At 63.4% G+C, this 19909-nt stretch carries 18 protein-coding genes; 11 read left to right on the top strand and 7 right to left on the bottom strand.

Annotated features, from left to right (window positions below):
• Positions 1-38: 38 nt before the first annotated feature.
• The 3 genes from JQ600_RS06055 (at position 39) to JQ600_RS06045 (ending at position 3366) form a co-directional block, all read left to right on the top strand.
• Positions 39-821, top strand: a complete 783-nt coding sequence (locus tag JQ600_RS06055; protein WP_212388766.1) for an acetoacetate decarboxylase — start codon at positions 39-41, stop codon at positions 819-821.
• A gap of 138 nt (positions 822-959) precedes the next feature.
• Positions 960-1988, top strand: coding sequence for a transporter (locus JQ600_RS06050; RefSeq protein WP_409363296.1), 1029 nt, complete (start codon positions 960-962; stop codon positions 1986-1988).
• Between the two features lie 25 nt (positions 1989-2013).
• Positions 2014-3366 (top strand): carbohydrate porin, encoded by a 1353-nt coding sequence (locus JQ600_RS06045; RefSeq protein WP_212388764.1) that lies wholly within the window; start codon positions 2014-2016, stop codon positions 3364-3366.
• 3 nt (positions 3367-3369) lie between these two features.
• Here the strand turns inward: JQ600_RS06045 and JQ600_RS06040 are convergent, their stop codons facing one another.
• From JQ600_RS06040 to JQ600_RS06025, 4 genes are all read right to left on the bottom strand, one after another.
• Positions 3370-4668: an MFS transporter gene (locus JQ600_RS06040; RefSeq protein ID WP_212264938.1), complete on the bottom strand. Its 1299-nt coding sequence runs from the start codon at positions 4666-4668 to the stop codon at positions 3370-3372.
• Positions 4669-4782: 114 nt separating this feature from the next.
• Positions 4783-5976, bottom strand: a complete 1194-nt coding sequence (locus JQ600_RS06035; RefSeq protein WP_212388763.1) for an acetyl-CoA C-acyltransferase — start codon at positions 5974-5976, stop codon at positions 4783-4785.
• A gap of 177 nt (positions 5977-6153) precedes the next feature.
• Positions 6154-6339, bottom strand: coding sequence for a hypothetical protein (locus tag JQ600_RS06030; protein WP_212388762.1), 186 nt, complete (start codon positions 6337-6339; stop codon positions 6154-6156).
• On the bottom strand, positions 6336-8006 hold the full coding sequence (locus JQ600_RS06025; protein WP_212388761.1) for an FAD-dependent monooxygenase: 1671 nt from the start codon (positions 8004-8006) through the stop codon (positions 6336-6338). Before JQ600_RS06025 ends, JQ600_RS06030 begins: the two co-directional genes overlap by 4 nt.
• A 121-nt stretch (positions 8007-8127) precedes the next feature.
• Between JQ600_RS06025 and JQ600_RS06020 the strand changes: the two genes are divergently transcribed.
• Positions 8128-8943: an enoyl-CoA hydratase/isomerase family protein gene (locus tag JQ600_RS06020; protein WP_212388760.1), complete on the top strand. Its 816-nt coding sequence runs from the start codon at positions 8128-8130 to the stop codon at positions 8941-8943.
• A 53-nt stretch (positions 8944-8996) separates the two neighbouring features.
• Here JQ600_RS06020 and solA read toward each other — a convergent pair whose 3' ends face one another.
• Positions 8997-10163, bottom strand: a complete 1167-nt coding sequence (gene solA, locus JQ600_RS06015; RefSeq protein ID WP_212388759.1) for an N-methyl-L-tryptophan oxidase — start codon at positions 10161-10163, stop codon at positions 8997-8999.
• Between the two features lie 14 nt (positions 10164-10177).
• Positions 10178-10948, bottom strand: a complete 771-nt coding sequence (locus JQ600_RS06010) for an enoyl-CoA hydratase (RefSeq protein WP_212489744.1) — start codon at positions 10946-10948, stop codon at positions 10178-10180.
• A 158-nt stretch (positions 10949-11106) separates the two neighbouring features.
• Here JQ600_RS06010 and JQ600_RS06005 point away from each other — a divergent pair, with 158 nt between their 5' ends.
• Both JQ600_RS06005 and JQ600_RS06000 read left to right on the top strand, forming a co-directional pair.
• The gene (locus tag JQ600_RS06005) at positions 11107-11646 is read left to right on the top strand and encodes a PaaI family thioesterase (RefSeq protein ID WP_212388758.1); all 540 of its coding nucleotides are present in this window, start codon (positions 11107-11109) and stop codon (positions 11644-11646) included.
• A 66-nt stretch (positions 11647-11712) separates the two neighbouring features.
• A complete protein-coding gene (locus JQ600_RS06000) occupies positions 11713-12327 on the top strand; it encodes a TetR/AcrR family transcriptional regulator (protein ID WP_212388757.1) in 615 nt (204 codons plus the stop codon).
• Between the two features lie 169 nt (positions 12328-12496).
• Here JQ600_RS06000 and JQ600_RS05995 read toward each other — a convergent pair whose 3' ends face one another.
• Positions 12497-13411 (bottom strand): LysR family transcriptional regulator, encoded by a 915-nt coding sequence (locus JQ600_RS05995; protein ID WP_212388755.1) that lies wholly within the window; start codon positions 13409-13411, stop codon positions 12497-12499.
• A gap of 99 nt (positions 13412-13510) precedes the next feature.
• Here JQ600_RS05995 and JQ600_RS05990 point away from each other — a divergent pair, with 99 nt between their 5' ends.
• From JQ600_RS05990 to JQ600_RS05970, 5 genes are read left to right on the top strand one after another with little or no spacing between them, the layout of a single operon-like run.
• Positions 13511-15007: a CoA-acylating methylmalonate-semialdehyde dehydrogenase gene (locus tag JQ600_RS05990; RefSeq protein ID WP_212388753.1), complete on the top strand. Its 1497-nt coding sequence runs from the start codon at positions 13511-13513 to the stop codon at positions 15005-15007.
• Between the two features lie 21 nt (positions 15008-15028).
• Positions 15029-16174 (top strand): isobutyryl-CoA dehydrogenase, encoded by a 1146-nt coding sequence (locus tag JQ600_RS05985; RefSeq protein ID WP_212489743.1) that lies wholly within the window; start codon positions 15029-15031, stop codon positions 16172-16174.
• Positions 16171-17244, top strand: coding sequence for an enoyl-CoA hydratase/isomerase family protein (locus JQ600_RS05980; RefSeq protein ID WP_212388751.1), 1074 nt, complete (start codon positions 16171-16173; stop codon positions 17242-17244). Before JQ600_RS05985 ends, JQ600_RS05980 begins: the two co-directional genes overlap by 4 nt.
• Before the next feature lie 33 nt (positions 17245-17277).
• The gene (mmsB, locus tag JQ600_RS05975; RefSeq protein ID WP_212388750.1) at positions 17278-18165 is read left to right on the top strand and encodes a 3-hydroxyisobutyrate dehydrogenase; all 888 of its coding nucleotides are present in this window, start codon (positions 17278-17280) and stop codon (positions 18163-18165) included.
• 10 nt (positions 18166-18175) lie between these two features.
• A complete protein-coding gene (locus tag JQ600_RS05970; protein ID WP_212388749.1) occupies positions 18176-19909 on the top strand; it encodes an AMP-binding protein in 1734 nt (577 codons plus the stop codon).

Here is a 19909-nt window from a genome sequence, read left to right as displayed (position 1 = left end):
CTAGCAATCGGCAGGACGATTTTCAGCAGGGGATTGCAATGCGCAGGGAAGACTTGCTCAAGTTTCCGTCGATGCCGGCCGCAGGGCCAAGCTATCCCGCCGGTCCGTATCGTTTCGTCAACCGCGAATTCCTCGTCATCACCTATGAGACCGATCCCGAACTGATCCGTGCGGGATTGCCCGAGCCGCTGGAGCCGGTCGATCAGCCGATCGTGCACTATGAATGGATCAAGATGCCGGACAGTTCCGGGTTCGGTAGCTACACCGAATCCGGGCTGGTCATCCCGGCGCGGCTGCATGGCGAGGAAGTCAATTTCGTCTCGCAAATGTATCTCGACGACGATCCGCCGATCGCAGCGGGGCGCGAAATCTGGGGCTTTCCGAAGAAATACGCACACCCCAAACTCGAGATCGTCAAGGACACCTTCACCGGCACGCTGGAATATGCTGGCCAGCTCGTGGCGATGGGCACCATGGGCTACAAGCACGAAAGCATGGCCGGCAATGGTGAAATCACGCGCGCCACGCTGTCGAAGACGCAGATCAATCTCAAGATGATCCCGGGCGTCGATGGCCGCCTCGAGATCTGTCAGCTCGTCGCGATCAATCTCACCGACATCGTCGTCAAGGGCTCATGGATCGGGCCGGGGCGGTTGCATCTGGTGCCGCACGTCAACGCGCCGGTGGCGGATTTTCCGGTGCGCCGGGTGGTCGGCGCCCATCATTTCCTGGCCGACCTGACGTTGCCGTTCGGCCGCGTGGTTCACGACTACAACAAGGAAGTCGAACAGGCAGCGGTAACCGGTCTCGCCGCGGAGTAGGCGGCGAGAGCGATCTCTTCGGTGACATCAAACTGTAACAATAGTGCAATTGAATCGCCTGGCATGCACGAGGGCCGCTGCGGCTGAGTTCTCCTATGGCCGCTGCGCAGGGTTTGGCGGGGGCTGCTGATGTCTTCGATGGATACGTTGGCCGAGCCTGCAATAGGTGTCGGCATGCCGATAGCTGATGCCGCTTCGGCTATCCCGGGACTGGTGTGGGTGTTTCGCCTGCACAGCGATGGCAGCGCCGAGCCGCTGCCGATCAACGTGCCGATCGAATTCAGCCATGACGGGCGGCTGTGGCTGCACTTTAATCTGACCGACGCAAGGGCGCGGTCGTGGCTGGCGGGTGTGGACGTGCCACTGCCGGCGCGCGAGCTGCTGCTGTCGAAAGACAATTATCAGCAACTCCACATCTCGGACCATTGCGTCTACGGCGTGTTCTCCGATCTCGTCCGCGCCATCGACACCGCGACCGAGGAAACCGGATTTCTTCGTTTCGCGATGACCGAACGCTTTCTCATCAGTGGCCGGCATCAGGCGCTTTGCGCCGTCGATGCCACCCGCCGTGTGCTGGAGAGCGGTCATCGCGTCGATACCGTCGCCGCGTTGCTGGAGAAGATCGTCGACGAGGTCGCCGATACCATGGACCGCATGGCCGACAAGATCGGCACCGCAATCGACAATATCGAGGAGCGGATTCTCGCAGGCGAGACAAGATCGGAAATGCGCGCAGCACTTGGCCGGTCGCGGCGGACCTGCGTGCGTTTGCACCGGCAGCTGGCGGGATTGCGCGTGCTGTTCCACCGGCTCGAGCAGAAGAGCGTTGAACACCTCAGCCCGGCGCTGCGGCTTCAGGCCGGAAAACTGGCGCAGCGGCTCGATGGCCTCGACCACGATATCGTCGAACTGCGCGAGCGCAGCCGCCTGCTGGAGGAAGAAATACATTTCAAGATGGAGGAGGAGAGCAACCGGCACCTCCACACGCTGTCCATCGTCACGACGATGCTGCTGCCTCCGACGCTGGTGACCGGCATCTTCGGCATGAACACCAAGGGCCTGCCGCTCACCGACACCGAAACCGGATTTTTGTGGGCGGCGGCGATCATGGTTGGCGTCGCCAGTGCGGCCTATCTCGCCATGCGCCGCTCAGGCTTCTTCAAATAGAGCAGTCGGCGGCGGTATCGACACCATGTACAGCGTTCTTTCCCGCGCCGTCACCTTGCTCGCGACGGCGGCCTGTCTTGTACTCGCACCGGTCGCGTATGCCGACACCGCTCCGGCGAAGCCAAAGGAAACGCCACAGGACGCGCGCGAAGCCTTGGCGGATGCCGGCTATCAGTTCAGTCTGATCTACATCGGAGAGGGGCTCGCCAATATCTCCGGCGGCATGCGGACGGGGGCGATCTACACCGGCCGTCTCGATTTGGGCACCACGATCGATCTGGAGAAGGTGGCGGGTTGGACCGGCGCCAGCTTCCACGCCAACATGTTCCAGATCCACGGCGACGGGCTGTCCCGCAGCTATATCGGCAATCTGATGCTGGCCAGCGGCGTCGAGGCGTTGCCGGCCACGCGGCTCTACGAATTCTGGGTCGAGCAGAAGCTGCTTGGCGGCAAGCTCGCCGTCCGTGTCGGGCAGCAGGCGTCCGACATCGAGTTCATCGACAGTTCCTATGACGACATCTTCGTCAATTCGGCGCTGGGCTGGCCGGGCCATGCCGGCATCAATTTGCCGAGCGGCGGGCCGTCGCCACCACTCTCGGTGATGGGCATCAGGGTGAAAGCCGAACTCACGGACCGGCTCACGGCGTACTTCGCGCTGTTTAACGGCGACTCGGCTCCACCAGGGCCGGAAGATCCGCAGATCAAGAATCCCCACGGGCTGTTGTTTCGCGTCAGCGATCCACCGTGGTGGATCGCCCAGCTCAAATACAAAGTTGAACTTGGTGAAAGCCGGCTGCCCGGGACGATCACCGGCGGCGGCTGGTACCACATAAAGTCGTTTCCGGATCAGCGGTTCTCCGCCGATGGCCTGTCGCTGGCCGATCCCAACAGCAATGGCGAGACCGCATGGCGGCGGCGGAATCCCGGCGTGTTCATGGTCTACGAGCAGTTGTTGATGCGCGCGTCGCCGGGCTCCGACAAGGGCATCGCCTTCTTCATGCGTGCCTCGATGAGCCCGTCGGACCGCAACCTGGTCAGCGCCTATATCGATGGCGGCTTCCTGTTCACCGGCTTCAGCGCGCAGCGCCCGAACGACAGGTTCGGGATCGCCGCGACCTATGCGCGGATCTCCGATCGCGCCCGCGCGCTCGACCGCGACACGCAGATCTTTACCGGCACGCCGTACCCGGTGCGCGATTATGAGGCGATCCTGGAGATCACCTACCAGCACGAAGTGCGGCCGGGCTTTCTGCTGCAACCGGTGGTGCAGTACATCGCCCATCCCGGTGGCGGCATACCCGATCCGAACGATCCGACGCAGTCCAAGCGCATCAAGGACGGCGTGATGGTGGGTGTTCGCGCCACCATCACGTATTGAGCTTTACGCCGGCGCCACTGCCGCCGCCGGCTTCGGCGCCGGCCGCGAGATCGCCAGCGTGATCAGGGCCGCGACGATGCAGAGCGCACCGGCGGCGAAGAACGCGTGCAGGTAGGTCCCAGAGACCGTCCGCCACAGGCCCGCACCGAAGGCCGCGACGCCGGCGCCCAATTGGTGGCCGGCGAAAATCCAGCCGAACACCAGATTGGCGCGTTCCGCTCCGAACCGCTGCGCGGTCAGGCGTACCGTCGGCGGCACCGTGGCGATCCAGTCCAGTCCATAGAACACCGCGAACACCGACAGGCCGTAGAACGAGAAATCCGTAAAGGGTAAGAACAGCAGCGAGAGCCCACGCAGGCCGTAATACCAGAACAGCAGCCAGCGATTGTCGTAGCGGTCCGACAGCCAGCCGGACACGATGGTGCCGACGAAGTCGAAGATGCCCATCGCGGCAAGCAGGCTCGCGGCCTGGACCTGCGGGATGCCGTAATCGAAGCACATCGGAATCAGATGCACCTGGATCAGGCCGTTGGTGCTGGCGCCGCAGATGAAGAAGGTGCCGAACAGGATCCAGAACACTTTCGTCTTCGAGGCGTCGCGCAAGGTGCCGAGCGCCGCGGCCATGATTGGCGCGTTGCTCGGCGGCGGCGCTGCGATCGGCTCGGTGCCCGTATCGCCGTATGGACGCAAACCGAGGTCGCTCGGGCGGTCGCGCATGATCATCGCCACGGCAAAGGCCGCGACGCCGAGCATCACGCAGATCAATCCCAGCGCGGTCCGCCAGCCGTAATGCTGCGTCAGCGTGGCGAGTAGCGGCAGGAACACGAGCTGGCCCGTCGCCACGCTCGCGGTGAGGATGCCGACCACCAAACCGCGTCGCGCCACGAACCAGCGAGCCGAAATCGTGGCGCCGAGCACCAGCGCGGTCATGCCGGTGCCGAGACCGATCACGACGCCCCACAGCAGCATCAGGTGCCAGACCTGGGTCATGAACAGCGACGCGATCAGCGCTGTGCCGACGATCAGCAACGACAACAGCGACATGTTGCGCAGGCCGTAACGGTTCAGCAGGGCTGCCGCGAACGGCGCCATTAGCCCGAACAGGATGAAGCGGATCGACAGCGCCGAGGAGATCTCGGCAGCGCTCCAGTGGAATTCCTCCTGCAGCGGCACGATGAACACGCCGGGCGCGCCGACGGTGCCGGCCGAGATCAGCGCGGTGAAGAAGGTCACGCCGACCATCGCCCAGCCATAATGGATGTTGCGGCGGGCGAGGGCGGCGGACAGCCAGTTCGAAATCATTGGGCCTCTGGAAAATTCAATTGGAAGGTTGGCAGGATGTGGCCGAGCACCACATCCTGACACAAACGCTCTGCGACATAAATGCTTGAACTTCCCTCGTTTTCGGACATCCAGCTAATGCACGATGCGCTCGACCGCGATCGCGGTGGCTTCGCCGCCGCCGATACAGAGCGCCGCGACGCCGCGCTTCAGGTTCTGCGCTTCCAGCGCATGCAGCAGCGTGACGATCAGGCGCGCGCCGGTGGCGCCGATCGGATGACCGAGCGCGCAGGCGCCACCGTTGATATTCAGCTTCTCGCGGGGAATCCCGAGGTCGCGCTGCGCCGCCATCGCCACCACTGCAAACGCCTCGTTGATCTCGAACAGGTCGACATCGCCGACGCTCCAGCCGACCTTGTCGAGCAGCTTCCGGATCGCCGGGATCGGCGCCGTGGTGAACCATTGCGGCTCCTGGCTGTGGGTGGCGTGGCCCTTGATCTCGGCGAACGCCCGCAGGCCTTCGCGATCGGCGAGCGAGCGCCGCGCCAGGATCAGCGCCGCGGCACCGTCGGCATTGGCGGAGGAGGCGGCGGGCGTAATCGTGCCGTTGGCGCGGAACGCCGCCTTCAGCCCGGGAATTTTGGCGGGATCGACCTTGAGCGGATGCTCGTCATTGGCGATCACGCGCGGACCGGTCTTCTCGCTGACGGTAATCGGCACGATCTCGGCCCTGAACGCGCCGCCTTCGACCGCCTTGCGGGCGCGCGTCAGCGTCTCGATCGCGTAGGCGTCCTGATCGGCGCGGGTGAACTGATAGGCTTCCGCGGTGGCCTCGCCGAAATCACCCATCGAGCGGCCGGTCTCGTAGGCGTCCTCAAGCCCGTCCATCATCATGTGGTCGATGATCCGGTCATGGCCGGCGCGGTAACCCGCGCGCGCCTTGCTCAGCAGATAGGGCGCGTTCGACATGCTCTCCATGCCGCCCGACAGCACGATCTCGGCCGAACCGGCCTTGATGATGTCGTGCGCCAGCATGGTGGCCTTCATGCCGGAGCCGCACACTTTGTTGACGGTTGTGGCGCCGGTGGCATCCGGCAGCTTGGCGCCGCGCGCGGCCTGGCGCGCCGGGGCCTGGCCCTGGCCGGCCGGCAGCACATTGCCCATGAACACTTCGTCGATCCGCTCCGGCGCCAGTTTCGCGCGTTCCAGCGCCGCGCCGATCACATGCGAGCCGAGCTTGTGGGCGCTGAAGGGCGACAACTCGCCCATGAATCGGCCAAGCGGCGTGCGGGCGGCGGACAGGATGACGACGGGATCGGAGGCGGCCATGGCGGAACTCCCAGGGATGTTCGAATAATAAGATTATGAACATCATATGATGCGCTGCAAAAATTGCAACGGATGATCTCATGAAAATGAGTGGATCATTCCATGAGAAAATCTCGCGTTCGGATGAGCTGAATTGATCCGTTGATCGGGGCAGGACGTGTGGAGCCGCGTCGCGCGCTATTCCAGCCCGTCGAGCGCGGTCTTGATGGCGTTCTGGAACACGCTGATGTCGCCGAGCTCGTGGCCGAGCACCAGCGCCAGCCGGGTCAGGAACAGTGCCTCGCGCTCGGGCCCGGCCGAATCGATGGCCGTTGCGAGCGTCTCATAGGCGGTTTCGAAATCCGCTGATGGCATCGTGCTCATGCTCTGGCCCTCCCGAGGCACAAGGCGGCGGTCCGCAGCACCTCATTTGCGGCGATCGTTTTCCATCGCCCGGCGATATGCAGGTCGGGACGCAGCAGATAAAGCGTGCCAGGAGCCGCCGCATACAGGCGAGCAATCTCGCCGTCGGCGTCGCTGACGTGACTGGTTCCAATCAAGAGTGCGGCAAGGCGCTTGTCCGTGTTGCGAAGCCGGTCGAGGAGCATGATGTCGTCGGTGGACGGCGCGCCCCGGCAGAACAGGATTGCCGTCATGCCAATGCCGGCCTGATCCAGCAAATGACTGCCGTCGGGAAGCTTCGCGTTCGGCGCAACGCTGCCGCAGACGGGGCCGCCCGTAAACTCGGCATCGCGGCCGGCATAGGGCGTCAGCGGGCTCTCGGAATAGGTGTAGGGCTGCATCTGCCTGGGATTGGCGAGGCCGCGCGGAAATTCGTGCTTCAGGCTCAGCGACAGCGCCGCCTCCCGCGCCAGCCGCCAGCCACGCGTCGGCGGCGTCATGAAGCGCGTGCTCTTGGTGGCGTTGGCGAACACGTCCAGCGTGGCGCCGCGGCGCTCCGGCGAATAGCTGTCGAGCAGGACTTCATCCGCCGCGCCGTTGAGGACGAGCGCCAGCTTCCAGCCGAGATTTTCGGCATCCGCGAGGCCGTTGTTGAGGCCGCGCACGCCAAAAATCGGCACGATGTGCGCGGCGTCGCCGATGAAGAACACCCGGCCGTGCCGGTAGTCGTCGAGGCAGAGCGTGTTGGCGGAATAGACGCTCCACCATTCCAGCTCCCACGGACTGTCGTGGCCGATGTCACCAAGGATGGCGCCGACGCGGGCGCGGATGTTTTCCTCGCGCATCGCCTCCTGTTCGCTTTCGCCTTCGCGAAGCTGGTAGTCGACGCGCCAGATCCTTTCCGGCTGCTTGTGGATCAGCACGGTGCCGCCGGGATTGCCGCTTGGCTCGAAGAAGGCGCGGCGCTCGGTCGGGAAATCGTGATCCATGCGGATATCCGCGATCACGTAACGGCCTTCGTAATTGTCGCCCTTCATCCGCAAGCCGAGCTGTGACCGAATCGGCGAACGCGCGCCGTCGGCGGCCAGGACATACCCGGCATCGAGGCGGTAGTTGCCGGCGGGCGAGGTGACACCGATCGAAACGCCATCCGCGTCCGGCTTGATGTCGGAAAGCTCGCTCTGCCAGCGCATGTCGATGAGATCGCAAGCCGCGACCGCGTCATGCAGATATTGCTCGATATACTGCTGCTGCAGATTGTACATCGGCAGATATTTTTCATTCGGCGGATGCGGCATCTCGAGCCGGAAGATCTGCTCGCCGCGGTAGTAGCTGCGGCCGTAGCGCCATCCCAGTGATTTCTGGAGGAAGGGCGCGACCGCGCCGATCCGTTCCAGGATATGCATGCTCGGCCGGGCGATGCAGAGTGCGCGGCTGCCGTCGTTGAAGGTGTCCTTGCGATCGATCAGCACGCTGCGAATACCGTACCGCGCCAGCACCAGCGCTGCCGTCATCCCGATCGGGCCGGCGCCGACGATCGCAACGGGATGGCGAGCGGCCACACCGTCCAGTTCGGGCACGCGCCGCGCCGGAAAGATCGGATAGTTGAAGTAGAGCGAATCCAGCGGCCCCTTGCCGGCAGGTCTCATGCGTTTCCCGCTTTGTTCATCCGGTTCCTTGTTCACACCGACTACAGCTTGAAAGAAGCGAGATGGCAAGGCAGCATGTGTCGAACGCGAACAACCTTCACGATTGAAAGAAGGCCGTACGATGAATCAGCCAGCCCGCAGCGAGCAGACCGAATCCAACGAAGTTCTCTACGAGGCCGACGAGGGCATTGCGGTCATCACGCTCAATGCGCCTGAGCGTATGAACACCATCTCCGGGCCGATGCTGAACGACCTGACGCGCCTCCTGATCAGGGCCAATGAGGACAAGGCCGTGCGCTGCGTGATCCTGACCGGCAAGGGGCGCGCCTTTTGCGCGGGGCTGGATTTGCGCAAGGAGCGCAGCGGGGATGGGCTCAGCTCGGCCTCATCGAGCACCTCGCTCGACCTGCGCAACACGCCGCCGACGGTGATGCAGGCGATGGACAAGCCGACGATCTGCGCCGTCAACGGCGGCGCTGCGGGCTACGGCATGGATACCGCGCTCGGTTGCGACATCCGCATCATGGCGGAATCCGCCAAATTGGCTGCCGCCTTCGTCAAGCGCGGGGTGGTACCGGAGTCCGGCGGCACCTGGTTCCTGCCGCGCATGATCGGTTGGGCCAAGGCCTCCGAACTGATCTTTACTGGGCGCACGCTGAGCGCGCGCGAATGCCTCGAATGGGGACTCGCCAACGAGGTGGTTCCTGATGCGGATCTGATGGGGAGGGCGCGTGCGGTGGCGCGGGAGATTGCCGCCAATGCGCCCTTGGCGGTGCAGGCCGCCAAGCGGATGATGCGGATGGGGCTGAACGAAACATTCTCGGACCATGTGCACCACGTCTATCTGCAGCTCCTGCCGCTGTTCAAGACGCAGGACATGCAGGAAGGCATCAATGCCTTCATGGAGAAGCGCGAGCCGAAATTCGAGGGCCGCTGAGGCGGGGGATAAATTGTCGTGGCCGCCTTTTTGCAGCGAAGCGCGCCGGGATCTCAGATAGCGCCTGAAAACGAGAACTTGCTTACGTCCAGATGTGATTGACCAAGCGCCATCTGCGCAAGGGTTTCTCCAACAGCGGCGGAATGTTTGAACCCGTGTCCCGAGCACGGCGAGGCTATGATGACGTTCTTCATGTCGGGGTGATGGTCAATGATGAACCGGGCGTTCTTCACACAGGTGTAAAGGCACACCTTCGTCTTCACGCACGTTTCGTCGAGGCCAGGGAAGAACGGCCCGACATAGGTTCTGAACATCCTGGTGATTTCGTCTGGACAAACGCTCCGGCGAACCGTGTCGGGCGTCGTCGTATCCTCATACTGCTCGGTGGCGATCTTCACCCCCTGTTCGGGATGGCCAATCAAGGGAAAGCCGTAGATGCTCTGGGGTGCCGGAAGTTGCCAGATGTAGACCGGAAATCGCTCTGGAAGAAATTCGGCGTATTGGTTCTGGTTTTTCAGGCCAAACCAATAAAGCACCTGCCGTGTTATGCTGAATTGCCGATCCAGGCCTAATACCTGGTTGATCCATGGACCAGCGGTTACGATGAGTTTTTTGGCGCGATAGGTGCTGACGCCTGTCGTCACCTGCACGCCGTCGCCATCGGGTTCGAATTTGAGCACCTTCTCGTAAAAGCGCAGCACGGCGCCCGAGGTGGCCGCGAGCTGAAGCTGTGCCTCGACGCATGATTCAGGTCGCACAAAGCCGCTGACCTCGTCGAAATAGGCTTCGTCGTCGTCGTTGACATTGAAGGCGGGAAAACGTTCCTTGATCGTTTTGCCATCCAGAATTTCGTAGTGGATCCTGGCCTCGTCGGCCGCTGCCACCGTGGTCTTGAGGAATTCCGGATTTTCATGTCCAGCTGCACGCTGACCCTTGCCTGAGATCACCAGCAGTCCATTTTGGGTGAAAAGATCCCGACCGGTTCGGCTCTCGATGTCGCGCCATATCTCGTGCGACCGCTGGGCAAATGGCGAATACTCGGGACCCTCGCCGCAGGCGATACGCGTAATTCGGGTATCGCCGTGCGTCGAACCCAACTCATGAGGCGGCTTGAACTGATCAATCCCGAGAACGGAGGCGCCTCGACTGGCCAGCTGGTAAGTCGCGGCGGAGCCCATTGCTCCCAAACCGAGTACGATTGCGTCGAACGACCGTTCCATTTCTTCTCCTGCGCCTATCGCTTCCGGTCGAGAAATCCCTGCATCATCCGCTGCGGTTCGCCGGTCAGGAAGGACTGCCCGAATACGCCAACGCTAAGATTGACAGATTCCGTCAGCGGCAGCTCTTCCCATTGTCGCATGAGCGCCTTCTGCGAACGCAGCGCTTCCGCTCCGCATTCGAGCAGCGCCTTGACCGTATGCTCGACCGCGTCATCGAGGCCGCCGGCCGGCGCGACCTTGTCGACCAGTCCCCAGGCCAGCGCCGTCGGCGCGTCGATGTTTTCGGCCGTCATGACAAGCCAGCGGGCGCGGCCCCAGCCGATCAGCCGCGGCAAGAGTGCTGCGTGGATCACCGAGGGAATCCCGACCTTGACCTCCGGCATGCCGAAATGGGCGTCGTGCGCGGCAATCCGGAAATCGCAGGCAGCCGCGACTTCAAGGCCGCCGCCGAGACACCAGCCCGGCAGCCGCGCGATCACGGGCGCCGGGAATTGGCGCACGGCTTCGCAGAGGTCGCGCAGCCGCGTGATGAAGGCTTCGGCGGATTTCTGGTCGAGTTTCGCCATTTCCTTGATGTCGGCGCCGCCGATCATGCTCTTCTCGCTTTGGCCGGCCAGGATCACCGCGCGAATGGTCCGATCGGTGGCGAGTTTCTCGAAGCCTTCGCGTACGCCTGATGTGACGGCCGAACTCAGGATGTTCAGCGAACCGGCGTTGCAGATCGACAGCCGCACCACGCCGCGCGGATCGCGGTCGATACCGCAATGGGGATTGATCATTTCCATCTGATTTTCTCTGATTGGTTTTGGTTTTTGGGTTCAATGGCACGGTTCACGCCACTTCCCGGACAATGCGCTGAATTGTCAAGGGCAGGCAGGCGAGAGGCGTTGCGCGGCGACGGTCGGCCATATAATATGATAATCGTCATCTAAAAGGAGTTGCCATGAGCGCGATTGATACCGCCGACCTGTTTTCTTCAGCCATGCGCCGGGAGCGCGTGGTCGACTGGCAGACGCCGGGGCCGGCCGCGAAGGCCGCCGCAGGGATGACGGGCATGGAGGCGATGTGCGCGATCCGCGACGGCGTGCTGCCGGAACCGCCGATGGCCCGCCTGATCGATTTCCGCCTTCGCACGGCCGAACCGGGGCGGATCGTGATGGAACTCGAACCGCACGAAAGCCTGGAAAATACCATCGGTCTGCTGCACGGCGCGACCGCGGCGGCTCTGCTGGATACCGCCATGGGTTGTGCGATCTCGACCATGCTGCCGGCCGGGCAGGGCGCGGTGACGCTCGATCTCAAGCTGACCTATCTGCGGCCGCTCTCGGTCAAGTCGGGCAAGATCTCGGCCGAAGGCAAAATCATAAAACTCGGCCGCCAGACCAGCTATACCGAAGGCTTTGTCCGCGACGGCGCCGGCAATCTTGCAGTGCACGCGACCGCCACCTTCTCGATGATCGGCGGCGAGGCTAAAACGAAATAGTTGCAGCTATTTTTACGCGCAACTGCTATTATATGACTGCAAACATCTAATGGTTATGGGATTACGATGCGGTATTCCAAGGAGCACAAGCAGGAAACCCACGCGCGGATCGTGAAGAAGGCTTCCGTGCGGCTTCGCGAAAAGGGCGCGCATGGCATCGGCGTCGCCGACCTGATGAAGGAGGCCGGCCTGACCCATGGCGGCTTCTACGCCCATTTCGATTCCCGCGAGGCGCTTGTCATCGAAGCCTTTGCCTATGCGATGGACCGCTCGACCGAGCGCTGGCGCAAGGTCGCCGACGAGACCCCGCCGGACAAGCGTCTCGCAACCATCGTCGAGAATTATCTGACGCCTGTTCATCGCGACGATCCCGGCCATGGTTGCGCGATTCCGACGCTCGGCGCCGAGATCGCGCGTGAGAGCGCGAAGACGCGGAAGGCTTTTGCGGCCAAGCTGGAAGCGATGATCGACATGATGGCCGATCAGATTCTCGACGTGCCGCGCAAAGTCGCGCGCAAGCAGGCGGTCGCGGCGCTCGCGACCATGATGGGCACGCTGGTGCTGTCGCGGATCGCCGGCAATGGCGAGTTTTCCGACGAAATGCTGGCCGCCGGGCGCGAGGCCGTGCTCGGTCGCGCGGCGGCGGCGAAGAAGGCCGCAGCGAAGTCGAAGCCGAATTAGAAGCCACCACCACCGCTGTCGACCCGGCGAAGGCCGGGACCCATACGCCGTGACGGCCGTGTTGGAAAAGAAAGCAATTAACAACGATCTCGGCAGACGATTGCAGCCTGTGGTTATGGGTCCCGGCCCCCGTGCGCAATTGCGCACTAGGCCGGGACGACACGTCGCTTCACCGCCCGCTGAACAGCCCGCGCTCGTTCTCCACCGTCTCATAGATGTAATCCGCCACCGCGCGGATCCGCGCCAGATCCTTGCTGTCTGCATGCATCAGCAGCCAGAACGTCCGCGATATCGTGATCTCGTCCGGCAGCACCGGGCGCAGCTCGGGATGCGCCGTCGCCATGAAATGCGGCAGCACGGCGATGCCGAAGCCGGCGATGGTGGCGTTGAGCTGGGCGATCAGATTGGCGCTGCGGAATTTAGCGGAGATCTTCGGGCTAACCTGCGGCAGATAATCCAGTTCCGGCGTGAACAGCAGTTCCTCGATGTAGCCGACGAAACGATGTGCGGCGAGGTCGCTGCGCCCGGTAATCCCGGGCGCGCGATCGAGATAGGCGGGGGCGGCATAAAGCCCGAGGCTGTAGTCGAGCAGCTTGCGCCCGACGATCCGGCCTTCCTTCGGCATCGTCAGGCTGATCGCGATATCGGCCTCGCGCTTGGAGAGGCTGAACAGCCGCGCGGTGGCGACCAGCTGCAGGTCGAGGTCCGGGTATCGCTCGACGAATTTTACCAGCCGCGAGGCCAGGAAGTGGCTGCCAAACCCGTCCGGCGCCCCGATCCGCACCGTGCCGGTCAGATGCGCGCGGGAGCCGCCGACCGCCTCCTGGTTGGCGACGATGGTCGATTCCATTGCTTCCGCGCTGTCGGCGACGCGCTGGCCGGCCTCGGTCAGCAAATATCCGGTTTTACGCCGATCAAACAGTTTTGCGGACAGATGCCGTTCCAGCCGGTCGACACGCCGGATCACTGTGGCATGATCGACGCCAAGCTGTTTTGCGGCAGCGGATACCGTTCCGCCGCGCGCAATCGCCAGCAGAAAACGGAAGTCATCCCAATCGATCGTACCGCCGCCTTGATCCAGCATTTCCGCACATCTATGGTGCAATTTATCGCACTTGTATCCTAGGAAATGCAGGTCAAAAAGGGCGGTAAAGCGATCTAACCGGGTCTAGGGAGAAGATTCATGCGTTCAATCGGACATTTCATCGGCGGCAAAGAGGTCAAGGGCAACTCGGGCCGCACGGCCGACGTATTCGAGCCGATGACCGGCGACGTCCAGGCCAAGGTGGCGCTGGCGTCCAAGGCCGAGGTTCGCGCCGCCGTCGAGAACGCCAGGGCAGCTCAGCCGGAATGGGCCGCGACCAACCCGCAGCGCCGCGCGCGCGTGATGATGAAATTCGTCGAACTGGTACAGCGTGATTACGACAAACTCGCTGATTGCCTTGCGCGTGAGCATGGCAAAACCGTTCCCGACGCCAAGGGCGATATCCAGCGCGGACTCGAAGTCGCCGAATTCGCCTGCGGCATTCCGCACCTGATGAAGGGCGAATACACCGAAGGCGCCGGCCCCGGCATCGACATCTATTCGATGCGGCAACCGCTCGGCGTCGTCGCCGGCATCACGCCGTTCAATTTCCCGGCGATGATCCCGATGTGGAAATTCGCGCCGGCGATCGCCTGCGGCAATGCCTTCATCCTGAAGCCGTCGGAGCGCGATCCCGGCGTGCCAATGATGCTGGCCGCCCTGATGATCGAGGCCGGCCTGCCGCCCGGCGTGCTCAACGTCGTCAACGGGGACAAGGAGGCCGTCGACGCCATCCTCGACGATCCCGATATCAAGGCGATCGGCTTTGTCGGCTCGACGCCGATTGCGCAGTACATCTACGAGCGCGCTGCACAGACCGGCAAGCGGTGCCAGTGTTTCGGCGGCGCCAAGAACCACGCCATCGTCATGCCCGACGCCGATATGGACCAAGCTGTCGATGCCCTGATCGGCGCCGGCTACGGTTCGGCCGGCGAGCGCTGCATGGCGATTTCGGTCGTGGTGCCCGTGGGCAAGACCGCCGCCGATCGCCTGATGGAAAAGCTGATCCCGCGCGTGGAGTCGCTCAAGATCGGCACCTCGATCGATCCCTCGGCCGATTACGGCCCGCTGGTGACGCGCGAAGCGGTCGAGAAGGTGAAGAGCTACATCGATATCGGTGTCAAGGAAGGCGCGACGCTCGCCGTCGACGGCCGTGGCTTCAAGATGCAGGGCTACGAGAACGGATTCTATCTCGGCGGTTCGCTGTTCGACAACGTCACCAAGGACATGCGGATCTACAAGGAAGAGATCTTTGGCCCCGTGCTGTCGGTGGTGCGCGCGCACGACTACAAGGAAGCGCTGGCTCTGCCGTCGGACCATGACTATGGCAATGGCGTTGCGATCTTCACCCGCGACGGCGACGCCGCGCGCGATTTCGCCGCCAAGGTCAATGTCGGCATGGTCGGCATCAACGTGCCGATCCCGGTGCCGATCGCCTATTACACTTTCGGCGGCTGGAAGAAGTCCGGCTTCGGCGATCTCAACCAGCACGGCCCGGATTCGATCCGCTTCTACACCAAGACCAAGACCATCACCTCGCGCTGGCCGTCGGGTGTGAAGGAGGGCGCGGAGTTCTCGATTCCGACGATGAACTAGCGCGCAGAAGCCGAGCGCAAAATGCATTTCGCTCTCAACGAGGACCAGATTGCGGTTCGCGATATGGCGCGGGAGTTCGCCGCGGAAAAAATCGCGCCGCATGCGATCCGCTGGGACGAGGAAAAGCATTTTCCCGTCGACGTGATGCGCGAGGCGGCGACGCTCGGCATCGGCGGGATCTATATCCGCGACGATGTCGGCGGCTCGGCGCTGACGCGGTTCGACGCCGCGCTGATCTTCGAGGCTCTGGCGCAGGGCTGCCCGACGGTGTCGGCGTTCATCTCGATCCACAACATGGCGTCCTGGATGATCGATGCCTATGGCAACGATACCCAGCGCCAGAAGTGGTTGCCAAAACTCTGCACCATGGAGCTGCTGGCGAGCTATTGCCTGACCGAGCCGGGCTCCGGATCGGACGCGGCTGCCTTGCGTACCCGCGCGGTGCGCGACGGCGATCACTACGTGCTCAACGGCCAGAAACAGTTCATTTCAGGCGCCGGCAAGGGCGATCTCTATGTGGTGATGGTGCGCACCGGCGCCGATGGCCCCGGCGGCATCTCGACCCTGGTGATCGAGGGCGATACGCCAGGGCTGTCGTTCGGCGCCAATGAGCGCAAGATGGGCTGGAACGCCCAGCCGACCCGCGCGGTGATTTTTGAAAACGCTCGCGTGCCGATCGAAAATCGCCTCGGCGACGAGGGCATCGGCTTCAAGATCGCGATGGCCGGGCTCGATGGCGGCCGCATCAACATCGCCGCCTGTTCGCTCGGCGGCGCGCAGAACGCGCTCGATAAATCGCTTAGCTACATGAAAGAGCGGAAAGCCTTTGGCAAGCGCCTCGACGAATTCCAGGCGCTGCAGTTTCGCCTCGCCGACATGGCGACCGAACTGGAGGCGGCGCGGACCTTTGTGTGGCGCGCAGCCGCCGCGCTCGACCGCAAGGATGCGGACGCAACCATGCTGTGCGCGATGGCCAAGCGCTTTGGCACCGATGTCGGTTTCGAGGTTGCCAACCAGGCGCTGCAACTGCATGGCGGCTACGGTTACCTCAGCGAATACGGCATCGAAAAGATCGTGCGCGATTTGCGCGTGCACCAGATCCTGGAAGGGACCAACGAGATCATGCGGTTGATTGTGTCGCGAAAACTGATCGAAGGCGCGCGATGACAGCAGTCGAATCGCCAGAGGGTGACCTGATCGCGCGGCGCGAGGGATCTTGCGGCGTAATCCGCCTCAACCGGCCGAAGGCGATCAATGCCGTGACGTTGGAGATGTTTCGCGACATCGACAAGGCGCTCGATCAGTTCGAGGCCGATCCAGCGGTCGCGGTGATCCTGCTTGAGGGGGCAGGCGAGCGCGGCCTCTGCGCCGGCGGCGATATCCGCGCGCTCTGGGAAAGCTCGAAGGTCGCCGGCGATCTCGGCAAAATCCTGTGGCGCGAGGAATACATCCTCAACGCCCGCATCAAGAGATTCCCAAAGCCCTATGTCGCCTTCATGGACGGCATCGTAATGGGCGGCGGCGTCGGGCTATCCGCCCACAGCAGCCATCGCGTGGTGACCGAGCGGACAAAGCTTGCCATGCCTGAAGTCGGCCTCGGCTTTTTCCCGGATGTCGGCGGCACCTGGCTGCTCTCGCATTCGCCGGGCGAGATCGGAACCTATTTTGGCCTGACCGGCCAGACCATGAACGGCCCCGACGCTGTCAACGCCCGTTTTGCCGATGCGGTGGTGCCGTCGGCCAAATTGGCCGCACTGCGCGAGGCGCTGACCAAGGTCCGGCCCGGAGCAACATCAGCCGAAATCAAGACCCTTATTGATGGCTTTGCGACCGGCGAGACTGCCGGTCCCGTCGCCGCGATGCAGGCAAAAATCGACAACTGGTTCGCCCATGACCGGATGGAAGATATCGTCGCCGCCCTGCAGCGCGACGGATCGGAACTGGCGCAGGCGACGCTGAAGACGCTCGGTGAAAAATCCCCGCGCGGCATGGTGGTCACGCTGAAACTGCTTCGGCTGGCGCGGGCGTCGTCCTCGCTGGAAGAATGCCTGATGCGGGAATATCGCGCGGCGCTGGAAGTCTTCGCCAGCGACGATTTCCGCGAGGGCGTGCGCGCCGCCGTGATCGACAAGGACCGCAGTCCAAAATGGTCGCCGCCGCGGATCGAGGACGTGACGCCGGCGATGCAGGCGCCTTATTTCGCCGAGATCGGCGCCGACGAACTCAGGTTCAACTGAAACAACAAGAACAGCTCACGCGGAGGATTCGAGATGGCTACTATCGCATTCATTGGCCTCGGCAATATGGGCGGACCGATGGCGGCCAATCTGGTCAGGGCCGGCCACAAGGTCATCGCCTTCGATCTGGTCGAGGCCTCCAAGAATCAGGCCAAGAGCGACGGCGCCACGATTGCGGAAAGCGCCGCGGCCGCGGTGAAGGGGGCGGATACCGTCATCACCATGCTGCCCGCGGGCAAGCACGTGGTCTCGGTCTGGACCGACGTGGTTCCGGCGATGGCCAAGGGCGCGCTGATCATCGATTGCTCGACCATCGACGTCGAGAGTGCAAAACAGGCGCATGCGCTGGCGGCCAAGCACGGCATGGCTTCCGTCGATGCGCCGGTGTCCGGCGGCACCGGCGGCGCCAAGGGCGCGACGCTGACCTTCATGTGCGGCGGCGAGGAGAAGGCGTTCGGCGCCGCCAAGCCGGTGCTGGAAAACATGGGCAAGAAGATCGTGCATTGCGGCGGCGCCGGCGCCGGGCAGGCGGCCAAGATCTGCAACAACATGATTTTGGGCATTTCCATGATCGCAGTCGGCGAGGCCTTCGCGCTCGCCGAAAAGCTCGGCCTGTCGCATCAGGCATTGTTCGACGTCGCCTCGACCTCATCGGGACAATGCTGGTCGCTGACGACTTATTGCCCGGTGCCGGGCCCGGTTCCGACCTCTCCGGCCAACAACGACTACAAGCCCGGTTTCGCCTCCAATCTGATGGTGAAGGATTTGACGCTGGCGCAGGACGCCGCCAATGCCGCGGGCGCCGCGACCCCTCTGGGCAAGCACGCGCAGGAGATCTACAAGGCGTTCGACGCCGCCGGCCATGGCGGGGTGGATTTTTCCGGGATTATCCAGCACGTTCGGAGTCTCGCCGGGAAATAACGGAGCGCCGATGACGAGTTTCCAGGAAGCGCGCGCCTTTTTGCTCAAGCACCGCACCGACTACGACACCGCGGTAAAGGGGTTCCGCTGGCCGGATCCGGTTCCGTTCAACTGGGCGCTGGACTGGTTCGATGCCGAACTGGCGCGTAACTCCGACAGCAAGGACCGTGCGGCGCTGTGGATCGTCGATGCCGGCAGCGACAAGGAGACAAAGCTTTCCTTTGCCGCGCTGTCGCGTCGCTCCAACCAGGTCGCCAATTTCCTGCGCGCGCAGGGCCTGAAGCGCGGCGACCATTTGCTGCTGCTGCTCGGCAATGTCGTGCCGCTGTGGGAGACCATGCTGGCGGCGATGAAACTCGGCGTCGTGGTCATTCCAGCCACCACGTTGTTGACACCAGACGAATTGCGCGACCGCCTCGACCGCGGCCGGGCCAAGGTGGTGGTGGCCTCGCAGGATCAGGTCGCGAAATTTGCCAGTCTCGGCGCCGAAGGCCTGGTGCGCATCGTCGTCGGCGCGACGGCGAAGCACGAGGGCTGGTTGCCGTTCGAAGAGGCCGCCGGCGCTTCGGAAACATTCGCAGCCGATGGTCCGACCAACGCCGACGACCCGATGCTGCTCTATTTCACCTCGGGCACCACGGCAAAGCCAAAGCTGGTGCGGCACAGCCAGCGCAGTTATCCCGTCGGCGCGTTGTCGACGATGTTCTGGCTCGGGCTGCAGCCGGGCGACGTGCATCTCAACATTTCCTCGCCGGGCTGGGCCAAGCATGCCTGGAGCTGCTTGTTCGCGCCCTGGAATGCCGGGGCCACCGTGTTCGTGGTCAACCAGCCGCGCTTCGACGCCAAGGCGTTGCTCGCGACCATCGGCCGTTGTGGCGTGACGACCTTGTGCGCACCGCCGACGGTGTGGCGGCTGTTCATCCAGGAGAAGCTTGCGGCCTTCAAAGTCTCCTTGCGCGAAGTCTGCGGCGCCGGCGAGCCGCTCAATCCCGAAGTCATCGATCAGGTCCGCACCGCCTGGGGCCTGATCATCCGCGACGGCTATGGCCAGACCGAAACTACGGCGCTCGCCGGCAACTCGCCGGGCCAGACCGTCAAGGTCGGATCGATGGGCCGGCCGTTGCCCGGCTACCGCGTGCAGATCACCGACAATGATGGCCACGCGACCAAAGAGGGCGAGGTGACGCTGGTGCTCGGCGCGGACCGTCCGGCCGGCCTGATGCAGGGCTATCAGGGCGAGGACGGCAAACTGAGCGGCGCCGATGGCGACCTCTATCGCAGCGGCGACGTGGTGTTCGCCGATGACGAGGGTTATCTGACCTTTGTCGGCCGCTCCGACGACGTGTTCAAATCCTCCGACTACCGCATCAGTCCGTTCGAACTCGAAAGCGTGCTGCTGGAGCATGAACTGGTCGCGGAAGCCGCCGTCGTGCCGAGTCCAGATCCGATCCGCCTCGCTATTCCAAAGGCCTATGTGCTGCTGGTGGCGGGAGTGGAGCGTTCGGCGGAAACCGCGCTGTCGATCTTCACGCATCTGCATACGCGGCTTGCACCGTTCAAGCGTATCCGCCGCATCGAGCTCGTCACCGAATTGCCGAAGACGATTTCCGGAAAAATCCGCCGCGTGCAGTTGCGCCGGCTCGAGCATGACGATAATCGCGGTGATGCGCTGCGCGGCGCCGAATTCCGCGAGGAACAGTTTCCGGGACTCCAGAAAGTGCGGACCGCCGGATTGGAGAGTTGA

It is taken from the genome of Bradyrhizobium sp. AUGA SZCCT0176 (assembly GCF_018130145.1).
Classification (GTDB): Bacteria; Pseudomonadota; Alphaproteobacteria; order Rhizobiales; family Xanthobacteraceae; genus Bradyrhizobium.
Note: the sequence above shows the minus strand (reverse complement) of the source record. Positions and strands in the feature narration are given on the sequence as shown.

Excerpts from the sequence above, each read along its gene's own strand:
- JQ600_RS06055 (WP_212388766.1), top strand. The coding sequence starts at position 39 with ATGCGCAGGGAAGACTTGCTCAAGTTTCCGTCGATGCCGGCCGCAGGG.
- JQ600_RS06050 (WP_409363296.1), top strand. The coding sequence starts at position 960 with ATGGATACGTTGGCCGAGCCTGCAATAGGTGTCGGCATGCCGATAGCT.
- JQ600_RS06045 (WP_212388764.1), top strand. The coding sequence starts at position 2,014 with ATGTACAGCGTTCTTTCCCGCGCCGTCACCTTGCTCGCGACGGCGGCC.
- JQ600_RS06040 (WP_212264938.1), bottom strand. The coding sequence starts at position 4,668 with ATGATTTCGAACTGGCTGTCCGCCGCCCTCGCCCGCCGCAACATCCAT.
- JQ600_RS06035 (WP_212388763.1), bottom strand. The coding sequence starts at position 5,976 with ATGGCCGCCTCCGATCCCGTCGTCATCCTGTCCGCCGCCCGCACGCCG.
- JQ600_RS06030 (WP_212388762.1), bottom strand. The coding sequence starts at position 6,339 with ATGAGCACGATGCCATCAGCGGATTTCGAAACCGCCTATGAGACGCTC.
- JQ600_RS06025 (WP_212388761.1), bottom strand. The coding sequence starts at position 8,006 with ATGAGACCTGCCGGCAAGGGGCCGCTGGATTCGCTCTACTTCAACTAT.
- JQ600_RS06020 (WP_212388760.1), top strand. The coding sequence starts at position 8,128 with ATGAATCAGCCAGCCCGCAGCGAGCAGACCGAATCCAACGAAGTTCTC.
- solA (WP_212388759.1), bottom strand. The coding sequence starts at position 10,163 with ATGGAACGGTCGTTCGACGCAATCGTACTCGGTTTGGGAGCAATGGGC.
- JQ600_RS06010 (WP_212489744.1), bottom strand. The coding sequence starts at position 10,948 with ATGGAAATGATCAATCCCCATTGCGGTATCGACCGCGATCCGCGCGGC.
- JQ600_RS06005 (WP_212388758.1), top strand. The coding sequence starts at position 11,107 with ATGAGCGCGATTGATACCGCCGACCTGTTTTCTTCAGCCATGCGCCGG.
- JQ600_RS06000 (WP_212388757.1), top strand. The coding sequence starts at position 11,713 with ATGCGGTATTCCAAGGAGCACAAGCAGGAAACCCACGCGCGGATCGTG.
- JQ600_RS05995 (WP_212388755.1), bottom strand. The coding sequence starts at position 13,411 with ATGCTGGATCAAGGCGGCGGTACGATCGATTGGGATGACTTCCGTTTT.
- JQ600_RS05990 (WP_212388753.1), top strand. The coding sequence starts at position 13,511 with ATGCGTTCAATCGGACATTTCATCGGCGGCAAAGAGGTCAAGGGCAAC.
- JQ600_RS05985 (WP_212489743.1), top strand. The coding sequence starts at position 15,029 with ATGCATTTCGCTCTCAACGAGGACCAGATTGCGGTTCGCGATATGGCG.
- JQ600_RS05980 (WP_212388751.1), top strand. The coding sequence starts at position 16,171 with ATGACAGCAGTCGAATCGCCAGAGGGTGACCTGATCGCGCGGCGCGAG.
- mmsB (WP_212388750.1), top strand. The coding sequence starts at position 17,278 with ATGGCTACTATCGCATTCATTGGCCTCGGCAATATGGGCGGACCGATG.
- JQ600_RS05970 (WP_212388749.1), top strand. The coding sequence starts at position 18,176 with ATGACGAGTTTCCAGGAAGCGCGCGCCTTTTTGCTCAAGCACCGCACC.